The organism is Planosporangium spinosum (genome assembly GCF_049999945.1).
GTDB lineage: Bacteria > Actinomycetota > Actinomycetes > Mycobacteriales > Micromonosporaceae > Planosporangium > Planosporangium spinosum.
The window spans coordinates 272,501-284,693 of the sequence record NZ_JBLYUB010000008.1 but is presented as its reverse complement, the minus strand read 5'-3'; the positions used below and the strand labels follow the sequence as shown (position 1 = coordinate 284,693).

Annotated in this window: 13 protein-coding genes; 12 read left to right on the top strand and 1 reads right to left on the bottom strand. The window is 67.2% G+C overall.

Annotated features, from left to right (window positions below; all coding sequences use genetic code 11):
* Positions 1–621: 621 nt before the first annotated feature.
* The 12 genes from ACNTMW_RS14255 (at position 622) to ACNTMW_RS14200 (ending at position 11,920) form a co-directional block, all read left to right on the top strand.
* The gene (locus tag ACNTMW_RS14255) at positions 622–1,647 is read left to right on the top strand and encodes a helix-turn-helix domain-containing protein (RefSeq protein ID WP_426633996.1); all 1,026 of its coding nucleotides are present in this window, start codon (positions 622–624) and stop codon (positions 1,645–1,647) included.
* Positions 1,644–2,216 (top strand): ATP-binding protein, encoded by a 573-nt coding sequence (locus ACNTMW_RS14250; protein WP_426633995.1) that lies wholly within the window; start codon positions 1,644–1,646, stop codon positions 2,214–2,216. The genes ACNTMW_RS14255 and ACNTMW_RS14250 overlap by 4 nt, the downstream gene beginning before the upstream one ends.
* Entirely contained in the window at positions 2,213–2,950 is a 738-nt protein-coding gene (locus ACNTMW_RS14245; protein ID WP_426633994.1) for a dihydrodipicolinate synthase family protein, read from the top strand. Before ACNTMW_RS14250 ends, ACNTMW_RS14245 begins: the two co-directional genes overlap by 4 nt.
* Positions 2,947–3,588, top strand: coding sequence for a histidine phosphatase family protein (locus ACNTMW_RS14240; RefSeq protein ID WP_426633993.1), 642 nt, complete (start codon positions 2,947–2,949; stop codon positions 3,586–3,588). Before ACNTMW_RS14245 ends, ACNTMW_RS14240 begins: the two co-directional genes overlap by 4 nt.
* A 356-nt stretch (positions 3,589–3,944) precedes the next feature.
* On the top strand, positions 3,945–5,012 hold the full coding sequence (locus ACNTMW_RS14235; protein WP_426633992.1) for a radical SAM protein: 1,068 nt from the start codon (positions 3,945–3,947) through the stop codon (positions 5,010–5,012).
* A 10-nt stretch (positions 5,013–5,022) separates the two neighbouring features.
* Positions 5,023–6,186, top strand: coding sequence for a mandelate racemase/muconate lactonizing enzyme family protein (locus ACNTMW_RS14230; RefSeq protein WP_426633991.1), 1,164 nt, complete (start codon positions 5,023–5,025; stop codon positions 6,184–6,186).
* Positions 6,176–6,874, top strand: coding sequence for an HAD family hydrolase (locus ACNTMW_RS14225; RefSeq protein ID WP_426633990.1), 699 nt, complete (start codon positions 6,176–6,178; stop codon positions 6,872–6,874). Before ACNTMW_RS14230 ends, ACNTMW_RS14225 begins: the two co-directional genes overlap by 11 nt.
* Positions 6,871–7,572: a nucleotidyl cyclase domain-containing protein gene (locus tag ACNTMW_RS14220; RefSeq protein WP_426633989.1), complete on the top strand. Its 702-nt coding sequence runs from the start codon at positions 6,871–6,873 to the stop codon at positions 7,570–7,572. The genes ACNTMW_RS14225 and ACNTMW_RS14220 overlap by 4 nt, the downstream gene beginning before the upstream one ends.
* Positions 7,573–7,742: 170 nt before the next feature.
* On the top strand, positions 7,743–8,036 hold the full coding sequence (locus ACNTMW_RS14215) for a hypothetical protein (protein WP_426633988.1): 294 nt from the start codon (positions 7,743–7,745) through the stop codon (positions 8,034–8,036).
* Positions 8,026–10,212: a phosphoketolase family protein gene (locus ACNTMW_RS14210; RefSeq protein ID WP_426633987.1), complete on the top strand. Its 2,187-nt coding sequence runs from the start codon at positions 8,026–8,028 to the stop codon at positions 10,210–10,212. Before ACNTMW_RS14215 ends, ACNTMW_RS14210 begins: the two co-directional genes overlap by 11 nt.
* Positions 10,185–11,123, top strand: coding sequence for a phytanoyl-CoA dioxygenase family protein (locus ACNTMW_RS14205; RefSeq protein WP_426633986.1), 939 nt, complete (start codon positions 10,185–10,187; stop codon positions 11,121–11,123). The genes ACNTMW_RS14210 and ACNTMW_RS14205 overlap by 28 nt, the downstream gene beginning before the upstream one ends.
* Positions 11,120–11,920, top strand: coding sequence for a class I SAM-dependent methyltransferase (locus tag ACNTMW_RS14200; RefSeq protein ID WP_426633985.1), 801 nt, complete (start codon positions 11,120–11,122; stop codon positions 11,918–11,920). The genes ACNTMW_RS14205 and ACNTMW_RS14200 overlap by 4 nt, the downstream gene beginning before the upstream one ends.
* On the opposite strand, the gene ACNTMW_RS14195 is transcribed toward ACNTMW_RS14200, so the two are convergent.
* Complete coding sequence (locus ACNTMW_RS14195; protein WP_426633984.1) at positions 11,898–12,077, bottom strand: hypothetical protein; 180 nt, start codon at positions 12,075–12,077, stop codon at positions 11,898–11,900. The two genes, ACNTMW_RS14200 and ACNTMW_RS14195, sit on opposite strands and share 23 nt — an antisense overlap.
* Positions 12,078–12,193: the final 116 nt, after the last annotated feature.

Below are 12,193 nucleotides of genomic sequence, written 5' to 3'. Positions count from 1 at the left end.
CCCGGCTGACCGTCATCGACGGGGAAGCCGCACCACCCGACGACTCCCCAACAGCGGAGATCGCCGCATAACATCAACCCGGATCTTCTCGGTGATCGTCTCTTACACCATCACCGTGGACGCGGCCTCGCCGGGTCGGTTCACCATGGGGTAACCGCCTCCTCCAGATAAGTAGATCTCAATGAAATGCCGGTATCGTCCTGGCATCGGGTTCAACCAGGGAAAGTCCTCGCCACGCTGATGGGCCAACCGACCACCAGCCATGCCTCATCACCGCCGAGAAAATCGGTCAGACATGACCTGGCCGATCTGTGCATCGACCATCGCCGCCGCCTATCAGCCGTGTCGATACCGTCGATGCGGACAGACCGTGCTGTCCGCATGCCTGCCCGGACAGTCGTTACGCGGCTCATGACGCTGGTGTGTGTCCGCAGCGGTCGTCGTGCCACTCTCAGCGCAGCGACGTTCGAGTGCGCGCAGGACTCGGTTGACGATGCCGTCGATGCGGACAGTTGAGCTGTCCGCATGGGTTCCCTTCCGGCATGCGGTACCGGCCTGGTATCGCTAATCCAGGCAGGGGATCAATGAAGCCATCCATGGACTGACGGTCGGAGGTGAGGGATGGGACAGAGCCCCCGCGTACTCAACCCGCATGTGTCCGCTCGACACCGCTTCGGCGCTGAGCTGCGGCGGTGGCGGGAACGCCGAGGATTGTCCCAGGCCCAGCTTGGCGACCGGCTGCATGTGAGCGCCGACCTGATCGGCAAGGTCGAGAAGGCGATGCGGTGGCCGTCGTCGGAGTTCGCCCAGGCATGCGATGCCGTGTTGGACAGCGGCGGCGCGCTGGCGGCCCTCATGCCGGCGGTCGAAGAGCAGCGCCATAGGCAACGAGGCTTCATGACGCTGGCAACGTCAGACGGTGCTAGCGCCAACACATTGCCTTCCGGCTACGAGGTACTGGAGCAGGCGACTGCCAGCGCGACCGCCGTGGATCCGCACGCTCCCGAGATCAGTTCACTGCAGCGGCGGTTGCTGGCCGCCTATCGCGCTCGACTGCACGAGGATGCCAGCCGGCCGGTGCTGCTGCTAATCGGCGGGTACGCCGGCTCCGGCAAGACCGAACTCGGCGAACTGTTGACTCGGATGACCGGGTGGCCACTGCTGGACAAGGACCGGCTCACCCGGCCGCTGGTGGAGAACCTGCTGCTCGCCCATGACGCCGACCCCAACGACCGGCACTCCGCGACCTACCTGCGCGAGGTCCGCCCGGCCGAGTACCGCTGCCTGATGGCCGCCGCATTCGCCCAGCTCGACGCCGGCACCTCTGCGATCCTCACCGCCCCGTTCCTGCAGGAACTGCCCGACCTTGCCTGGCTGCGGCGCATCACGGCCCGGTGCGCCACGACGGGCGTTGACGCGGTGACGATCTGGGTCGACACGGATGTCGAGTCTATGTACGCCTATCTGGCCAAGCGTGACGCCGCCCGAGACAGCTGGAAGCTCAGCAACTGGGACGCATACAGCAGGTGGATCGACCCATCGCTGCGCCCGGCCGTGCCGCACTTCGTCGTCGACAACGGCAGACAGGCCCCCGTCTCCCTCACCGCTCAGGCCAGCCGGCTCAGCCAGATAGTCTCACCCTCGTGATATCTGCCGGCATCGCCCTGTACGGACCGCCCGCGGCGGGCAAGGACACCATCACCGCAGCGCTACACCGGCTTGACCCACGCTACGTAGGGTTCGGCAAGCTCAAGCTCGCCGAGGAACACGGCGACTCCACCGGCTACCGCATCACCACTGAAGACGAACTGGCCGCGCTGCGCGCCACCGGTCAGGTGATCTACGAAAACGCCCGTTACCGCAACCGGTACATCGTCGACCGGCCCGGCCTCGATGCCGCGTTCGCCGCCGGCCACATACCGGTCGTGCACATGGGTCAGGTCGCCGGCGTACGCGCCTTGCTGGCCTACCCGGCCGCGTGGACCACCGTGCTGCTGTGGTGCCCCCGAGAGGTGACTGCCGAACGGGCCCGCCTACGCGGCAGCCGTGACATCGACGCCCGCCTGACCGCCTGGGACGAAACCGCCACCGACCTGCGCACCGCCACGCCGGACGAGTTCGCACTGAGGATCGACACCGACCGGCACACGCCCGACGTCGCGGCCGCTCTCATCGACGCCGCCATCCGTTACCACGCCGGAAGCGTGACGGCATGACGTGCTCCGTCGTCGTGCCGACCCTCACCCCGCTCACCCCCGACGGCCGCATCGACCGCGCCGCCCTGCCGCCGTATGTCCAGCGCGCCGCCGCCACCTGGGTCGACGCGTTCCTGGTGTCCGGCTCGACCACCCGCGGCGACCTGCTCACCGTCGCGCAACGGGCCGAGGTGCTCGACATCTGGCTGGAAACGATCGACCCATCCCGGTTGATCGCCTGCTGCTGGCACCACGACGACCTCGCCGTAGCCGCCCGGCGGGGTATCGCCCCGATGATGGTCATGCGGGATCTGCCTGACACCGCGGCAGCGCTGCGTCTGTTCGCCGATCTACCCCCCGGCAGTTACATCTACAGCCACCCCATGTACACCCCGACCGTGCTCGACGCCCGCCTGGCCGCCACCGCGACAGCTGCCGGCGTCCTGCCAGCCGGCGGGAAGATCGCAAAGATCGGACTCGATGGCATCACCGCCCTGCGGGCTGTCGTCGGCGACACCTTCCAACTCTGGGATGGCTCCTCACGCCGTATCGCCGCAAGCGTCCGCGCCGGCGCCACCGGCGTAATCGCCACTCCACTCAGCCCGATCCCCACACCTTTCCCACCACGTGAGCTGGCTGCCGTCCAGGCCGCCGTCGACCACGTCCAGGCGGAGCTTGACGCGCTGCCGGACCGCCCGCATCGCACCGCCATGCTGCAGGGTCGCGCCTTCCACGCCACCGCCGCCGACGCATGACCGCACCAGTTCCCCACCCTGAGCTGCTCATCGCCCGGCACGGCGAAGCGCACTGCAACATCGCCGGCATCATTGCCGGGCCATCCTGCACCGGCCTCACGTCGCGCGGCCGGGACATGGCCGCAGCCCTGGGCAAACGACTCGCCGCCGAAGCGCCTGTCACCGCCATCCACGCCAGCACTACCCCGCGGGCTCGCGAGACCGCCGACATCATCGCCGAAGCGCTACACCTACCCGTGACCGGGCAGCACGACCTTCGCGTTCCCGACCCGGGCACCGCCGAAGGACTCACCTGGGCCGAAGCCCGCGCCGCCGGTACCGACCCGGACAACCCCGTCCGGCCCGCCAGCGCGAGCGCCGAAACCTGGGCAGCCTATTTGGCACGCGCAAGCGCCTGCCTGCAGACGATCCTCGATGACCTCACCGGCAGGGTCCTCGTTGTCGGCCACAGCGAGACCCTCACCGCCGCGTTCCACCTGCTCCTGGGCGTCGACACCCTCGGCCGGCTAAAGCTCGCCCTCGACCACACCGCCGTCACCACCCTGCGCCCCGTCCGCGAGTACGCCGGCGTCGTAGTCGAACAACGATGGCAGCTTGTTCAGCACAACGACGTGACCCACCTCAATCAGCGGGCGTGAACGCGAGCACCGCTCCGTCCGAACTTTTGAAATGACGCGCCGTTCCCGCAGCGAACCACGCTGCCCATTCGATCTTCTACCGCAGGCGCGGCCCGTGCCAGCGCTGACGTGAACCCAGTCTGGGCATCCAGGCAGCAGCACGTCGGCCGGCCGCCATGGCGGCGGGACGGAAAGCTCGCGCCCGGTTTCGGCATCCACTGAGCGAGAGGTCCATGCGGACAACTCTCTTGTCCGCATACGCGGGGTACCTCAGCGCAGGTGTGGAAGCGGACGATGTGGCTGCGGCCCGTAGGCGGCCCGCTCCATCCGTAGGACCGGACACAACGCCCGAGTCACAACAGAAAGCGGAGCTGGCGATGATCAATAGCCTTGAACAAGTCAGCAGCCTTTCCCGAGAATGGGGAATAAACGAGGAGGACATTCTCCTCATCGCACTCAATTCGTGTGGGGTGCGGTCGCGCCTGGACAAGGCGCGGATGAGATTTCGGTTGCGCCTTGATTCGCGACCGGACGAGCAGCTTTACCTAATCTTGTCCCTCGGCCGGAGCGGATCCCCCTTCGAACTCGACGAGCACAGGTTGTGCCTCAACGGCCGCCGTATCGGCGTCGTGGACGCGCTGGAGGACGACGACGCAGTGCTGGGATATTGGCGCAACGGCCGCAAGGTCCTGACGCTGAACTCGAACGCACGCAGTCAGTGCACCGGGTGTGTCTTCTGCCCAAACACTCTCGAGGCGTCGTCGGACCCGCGGTTAGCCGCGTTGGCCGATCTGGACGCGTACCTCGCCGCCATTGTGTCCGACTTCGACTTGAGAGATCTATCGGAAGTGGAGACGGTGACCGTCTGCACCGGTTGCTTCCATTACGAGCACCTGGCGGTTGACCACCTGCGCCAAGTTCGCGCCGCGATGGCCGCGCACGGCTGCTCCGGCGATATTCACTTCCTGAGCAGTGTTCTGACGTCCCGTGAGGGCTTGGATAAGGCCGCTGCGATTGGACCTTTCCACCTCACTCTGACAGCCGAGTGCTTTAGCCGCCGCCCTCTCATCCTTAAGGAGTCGAAGGCCAGGCTGACGCCGACTCAAATGGTGGAAGTTCTGGCGACGGCAAAGGACAGGGGCATCGTCACCGATTTCACCTACATCGTTGGCCTGGACTCGCCTGAGGTCGCCGTCGAGCATCTCACCCGGTTCGTTCCGGTCACCACGACGTTTCCCCGCTTTCAGGTATACCAGCCGCACAACGACCTGATGGACGTGTTCGCCGCCGACGGTGCACGCGAAATCGAGTACTACCTGCGCATGCGCAGAGAGCTTGAACGGCTGTTCGCACCGACTGGGCTTCGCCCGAGGTCCTGGGAGAACTACCGGCCGCTGTGGTATTTCAGCTTCGCCGACGAGCCGCTGTCGGGCACCCGGATCTGAGGCGGCTGACGTGCCAGCACCCGCACCGGGCGCAGTCATCCGAGAGCTGCGGACGACTGCGCTCACGGCTCAGCCCCAGACGGCTGACGGCGTCCTGCCCGAGTGGGCCGAAGCGGCCGTGAGTCGGCCAACCCGTCCGCCGTGGCCGGAGACCCAGCGTCGGTATGTCATAGAGGTTCACGATAGCGACGGAGCGGTCGGCATGTTCGGCCCTTGCAGTGCGGCTGTCATCGAGGTCATCCGCGACCAAATCGCGCCCGCCCTGGTCGGCTGCCCCGTTGACGCCTGGCGCTGGCTGAGCCGACTGCCCGTCATTGGTCGCCACTGTAGCGGACCACACTTCCGGCTAGCCGTTTCGGCCGTTGAGCTCGCGCTGTGGGACCTGCGCAGCCGGCGCGCCTGCCGAACCGTGGCCGACCTGCTGGGCGGACGTTACCGCGACGCTGTCCCGGCGTACGCCACGGCGTTCGGCATCGACGTCGGCCATCCACTCGCACCGGACATCGCACGTTGGATCGTTGAATCCCGATTCTGGGGACAGAAGTGGCGGCTGACCGGCGTCGATCGCGACGAAAGCCCCCGCGCGGACATCGGCCGTTTGCACCGTCTTCGGGAAGCGATCGGGCCTGACGCACGATTGATGATCGATGGTATCGGTCGCTGGAGCAGCGCCTATCTGTTGAGGTTGCTTCCGGCGCTGGTCGAGGCGGACGTCACGTGGGTCGAGGAGCCCTTGGCCGGCGACTCGCCGGCGTGGCCCGGGGTGCACGTCCCGCTGGCCGCCGGGGAGCACGCCTACGACCCCGAGGACCAGATCGCCACGATCGTTTCGGGGCGCGTGCAGGTCTGGCAACCTGACGTCGCCTGGCATGGCGGCCTGACCCACGCTCTGGCGATGGTTGACCTTGCGGCCAGTTGCGGCCTGCCAAGCTTCCCGCACGCATCGAGTCTCCCTGCGGCGCTCCACCTGGCCGCGCTCTGCGATGACGCCACCATCCCAGCCGTCGAATACCACCTCACCCTTGATCCGCGCCGACATCACGTTCTCGAACAGCCCCCAGTGCCGGCAGGCGGTCTGCTGCCGTTGCCCGACGGAGTCGGTCTCACCAGTCGCTACCGCGTAGCCAACGACGACCGACTGACCCTCACCGTGGGAGGTATCCGTGCGTCCTGATCTGCTCAGAGCGATCTGCTTCGACATCGGCGGCACGTTAGTAGAGATGGAACGCGGCACGCTCGCCGAGGAGATCTCCGCGTTGCTCGGCGTGGACCGGCCACTCGTACGAGATCTGTTGATCGAACATGGCAAGCGCAGGCGTACGACGCCAGACAGTCTGGGAGCCGTGGTAGCCGAAGGCTGCGGACGCCGCGAGGACGCCGGCGTGGTCGCCGACGTCATACGACGCCGCCGCACCGACATCAGCCAGCCTCGCCTGTATGCCGACGCCGTCACCACGCTGGAGACGTTGACGCGGGGCGGGTGGCGGATCTTCTACCTCAGCAACGCCGTCGGCTATCTAGATCCTGGCCCTGTGCCTGACTTTTACTCCTACGCCGAGCTCGTCCTACACAGCTGGGAGATCGGCTTCTGCACACCAGAGCCGACCGCGTTTCGCGCTGTCATCGACCGCACCGGGCTCGAGCCGCACACGATTGTGCACGTCGGGGACTCGTGGGAAAGCAACGTGATAGGAGCGCTGGCCGCTGGCTGGCAGGCTATCCATCTGTCGCGAGACGAGGAGTCCCCGGCAACCAGTCACCCTGATGTACCTCGGATCGGTACTCTTCTCGAACTGGTCGACTTCCTTCCCCCGGGGCCTGTTACCGAGGCAACGACGGCTGAGCTAAGGGGCCGAGCGTGACCAGCGCACAGCGACCGAAGGGCCTACAGGTCACATCCGCTCAGCGCATGGTGACAGCGGTCCGTCAGCAGGCTGCTCTGCCCGTTGCCGGAGGATGGTGCACCGCCGCCCGACACGATCCGATCACGGGCCTCGTTGCCTATCCGGACTTCGATGACGAGTTCCCCGCGCTGTTGTGGCAGTCCCTGCAAAACGGCCAAACGGTAGGGCTCGCGGTCGGCGACGTCGATCATCTCAAGGAGTACGTCGAGGCGGCCAACGTGGCCGACCCGATGAGCTTCGGGCATCTGGCAGGCAACGCACTGATGCGGCAACTGGGCGAGGTCACCACGTCCTGGTTCCACCGGCAGGACTTCAGCGGCGGGTGCGCCTCAACGTTCGGCGGTGACGAGATCATCTTGGCCGCGCAGACCGAAGGGCTGGCTGTCTTCCATGACAGCGTCGTCTGTCTTGCCCGTCTGCTCGCTACCGAACTGCCGCGTACGGTCTCCTTCGCCTTGGCGATCCTGTCCCGCACCGATCTGCCGGCTGTGGGGCCGGGCCCAGGATGGAGTCGGCACCTGTACGTGCACCTCGTCTCGGCTGTCGATCGGTGCCTGTTTGCGGCCAAGGCGACACGAGGGCCCGGCGCCGTAGCGGGCTCGGTCACCATCGCCGCGCTACCACCGGTACCTCACCAGCGGCGGACCGCGGAATGAGCGACCTTCAACCGCTCCCAGTCGATCCCCGTAACCATGTCAGCGTCATCGGGCAGGTCCGGGAGGTAGCTGGCCGGACCCTGCTGGTACTGCCGTTACGTGCGCCGGTCGGCAACTCTCGGGGGCACCGGCTTCGGGTGGCTATCGGCGACGCGCCAGCGTCGGTGCGGGTGGCGCTCGTCGTGGCCGGTCAGCTCGCGCTCCGGCTCGACCGACCCAGCACGGTGGCCAACGGTCGTGTTCCGGTGACTGTACGGCCTCTGTCACGTCGCCGTGTGCGCCGTGTCCCGCACGACCTGGCATCCGCCTTGGCAACCGCTGGCCTGGATCTTGCCGACCTTCCCGACCACGAGGTGGACCAGCTCCTGCTGCTCATCGGGGAGGCCGGCTCGCCCGATGTGCGCGCAGGCCGCGTCGCGGCAGCGGTGGCGGCCGTCGAGGCGAGGAGCCGCCGTGACGTCTAGACGCGGCAATCCCTGGGCGCAAGCAGCCGCCATCGCCGAGGCTACCGTGCCTCGCGACTGCGTCGACGCGGCCTGGCGGGCGTTGAACTACCTGTCGGCCGCGCAGCTGTACCTGCGCGACAACCTCCTGCTCGAGCGGCCCATTACCGCGGAGGATGTGAAGGAGCACCCGTCCGGCCATTGGGGCACCTGCCCATCGGTCAATCTTCTGCTGGCGAGCCTCGGCCCGATTTTCGCCCATGCGCCTGCCAGTAATGACGCGATCGTGGTACATGGCGCCGGTCACGCCGGGCCGGCAGCCCTTGCGTACGGGTACCTGACTCGACGACTCGGGCATGTCTATCCGCGGTTCCGGCAGTCTGCCGCCGGGCTGCGTGCGCTGGTCACCGATTTTCCGCACCCGGACGACCTCGGCGGTGAGATCACACCGCTCCTTCCTGACCAGCTCTACATGGGTGGCCAGCTCGGTCCGGCCCTCTCCTTCGCCCACGGTGCGGCACTGGACGCCCCGGACCGCTTGGTCGTCGCACTCATCGGTGACGGTGAGTGCGAAACCGGCGCGACGGCTGCCGCCTGGCTGGCTGCTCATGCACTTCGCGGAACTGGCATGCACGGCCGGGTGTTGCCCGTCATCCTTCTCAACGGTCTACGCATGGGTGGCACATCCCTGCTCGGGCGGCTCGGCCCCCAATCGGTCCAGCGGTACCTTGACGGACTCGGATACCGACCGTTCGTGGTGGACGCCCCCAGCGATATGCCGGAGGCCCTCGCCGCGGCGCTGTCCGCTGCCGCCCCTCTGGAGGATGGGCCCTCGTCCGTGCTCATCTGCACCCTGCCCAAGGGGCACACCGGCCCGGAAACCGTGGACGGGATCCGGATCGGGGCCACTCCCCGGGTACACAAGACCCCGCTCGTTGACCCCCGCGACAATCGGGCCGAACGGGATGCGCTGTATTCCTGGCTGCTGTCGTACCGGCCGGCCGAACTGCTCGACCCCCACGGCCGCCCCACCACACCGGTATCCGCCGCGCTGTGCGGTCCGCCATCGCCACGTACGCCAAACCTCGGCGCGCCCCGGGGCTGCGTGCAGTCCTGCACTGTGCGCGCGGCCGCCGCAACAGGCATGAGCTTCTCCGAATCGATCACGAAAGTACTCGCGGACAGCGCAGCCACCGGCGGATTTCGACTGTTCAGCCCGGACGAGCTGGCATCCAATCGAATAGGCTTGTCCGATCCGATGGGTCACACCCCACCCTGGGTTGTCGAGGTCCTCAATGAGGAGATCTGCCACGCGTGGGCGCAGGGTTACCTCGAGACCGGCAGGCGCTCGGTGGTGGCCACGTACGAAGCGTTCGCACCGATCGCGTCGAGCCTGCTTACCCAGCACCTGAAGTATCGAGCACTCGCGCGCCACGCACAGCGTCCGGCCAAGCCCAGCGTCGTGTACCTGATCACCAGCCTCGGGTGGAACAACACCTACAGCCACCAGAACCCTGGGTTCGTCTCGGCGCTGCTCGCCACCGAGGACCCATCGGTGCACGTGCAGACGCCTGCCGACGCTCCGAGAGCGGCGGCGAGCCTCACCTTCGCGCTACGCAAGCTCGACCGATGTTCCGTCGTGATTGCCAGCAAACATCCCGTGCCGGAACATCCGCTCGACACGCTCGACGTCGAGCTGCGTGACGGACTCGCGGTCTGGCCCCACCTCACCGACCCCGAAAGCCCGGATCTCGTGCTCGCTGCAGCGGGCGATATCGCAGCGCGTGAGATGACTGCCGCGGCACGAACGCTACGTACCAGGCTTCCCGACGTGCACTTACGGTTCGTCGCCATTCACGATCTGACCGCACTCGGCAGTCCCCATACATGGCCGCTGGGCCTGTCCGCCGAGCGGTTCACGGCGATCTTCGGCGTCACCACCCCGGTCCTATTGGCCGTCCCGTTCTTCCCCGAGGCCGCCCGCGCTCTCCTGTGGCCGCGTCCGGCACCCGAAAGGTTCACGATCGTGGGCTATGTCGATCCCGGACGGCCGATGTCCGCCACATGCCTGTTACGCCAGTCGGGCATGGACAGCGACTCCCTCGCCTCGCGTGCCATAGCGCTGCTGCGATCTGCACCGCCTGCTGACAGGAATGAGACGAGCACCTCATGTTTCCCCGCCCCGATCTCCGTCTGATTGACGAATTCAACGAACGTGGCATCGTGGTCGTCCGCGACGCGATCGACCCTCACCAGCGCCTTGTGCTGCGGCGGGCGTGTGAGGCCCTACTCGCCTCGAACCGGACACGCGGCCGCGACCGTGGCGCCGACGGCAAGGACGGATTTCGCGGCTGCGTGGGCTTGGACGACGCCTTCCGGCCACTGGTTGCCAACCCGAACGTCCTCTCCATCATCGTGGCGTTACTCAGCCCGAACATCCACCTCCTGTCGAGCCACCTGGTCGCCCTACCGTCACTGTCGGCCGACGGACCGCGCACGATTCGTACACCTGAACGGCCAGGCTGGCACCGTGACATGTACGGCGTAGCGGAGGACCTCGGCTACGAAAACGTGCCGCGTATGGCGGTCAAGTGCGCCTACTATCTGACCGACCTCACGCCAGACTCCGGGATCACCGTGTTCCTTCCAGGCAGTCACCTACTGACCGAACGTCCCGCCATCCCCGCCGGCGCCGTCGACCCACCCGCAGCCATCACGCCAGACATCGGACCGTGCGATGCGGTTCTCTTCGATAACCGCACCTGGCATGCCGGCGGGATCAACACCTCCGGCAAACCACGACTTGCGCTGATGATGCAATACGGCTACCGCTGGCTCGCGCGGGTCGACGACCCGTCACCGGAACTTCTCGCACGTAACGATTTATCCCCTGTGGAGCGCCAGCTACTTGGCGCGCCAGACCGGGCCCCGGATGGTTCTCTGGTGAAGGGCGCTGGCGCCGCCCCGCTACGGGCCGCCATGGCTGGCCTCCGCTGTGGGTCGCGGGCCACGCACGAGGCGGATACGCCTGCCACCGGACCGGTCCCTGACGGACGTCGCCCGGATGTCCGCGAGTCAGCAAACACACCGAAGGAGCCGGCACGGTGAAGTACCAGCCCGACGAACTCTTCCGATCAACCGCCCCGTACTACGCCCGGTACCGCCCCGGGTATCCCCGCGAGTTCTTCACCTACCTACGCGAACGGTTCGGCCTCGACGGCACGCAGCGCGCCCTGGACCTTGGCTGCGGCCCTGGCCAGATCGCCGTCCCCCTCTCCGCGGACGTCCGTGAAGTGATCGCGGTCGACCCGGAGCCGACCATGCTCGACGAGGGCCGCACCCTGGCAGCGGAGCGCGGGATCACGAACATCCACTGGCGGGTGGGCGACTCCTACCAACTACCGACCATGGGGCTTGACCAACTGGATCTAGTGACCATGGGTGCATCGTTCCACTGGATGGACCGCCCCGAGGTGCTACGAACACTCGACCGCATGATCGTCGCGAACGGTGCCGTCGTCGTGGCCAGCGGCGGGCCGGCAGGGGCTTCGGCGCCGCCGCCGTGGGAAGACGTGGTCACCGAGGTACGCGCCACGTGGCTGGGTCCGGAACGCCGCGCTGGCTCGGGCACCTACACCCATCCCGAGCAGCGACACGAGGAGGTACTACGGCACTCGCCGTTCGGCCACGTAGAGGTCGTCAGCTGGACCTGGGAGTTGGAACGAACCCTCGACCAGGTCGTCGGCCTGCAGTTCTCCTACTCGTACTCCGCACCCGCACTGCTGGGCGACAATAAGGACGCCTACGAGGCCGACCTTCGCCGGGCACTGACCGCGACCAACCCCTCGGGCCGCTACATCCAGGTCATCCGTACCGAGGCGATCATCGCGACCCGGCCAGGCTGACCCGACTGCGAGGACAGGTCGACCCATCGAGTGCGCTGGGCGGTCGGGCGCCGGCCGCGTGGGACAGCAGGCCGCGCATGGTCAGTGCGTCCGCCACCCGGCCGCTGTGCCGCACCAGCCCCGCCCCGCGCTCCTTGGCGTCGACCGATCGCCGCATGCGAACTATCGACTCTGTCCGCATGCGGCGACAACTGCGCTGGTGCAGGCAGCCGCGCGACATCGAGCTGCCATAACATCGATTAGTGCTACTGCATCTCGGGCGACGCTACAGAT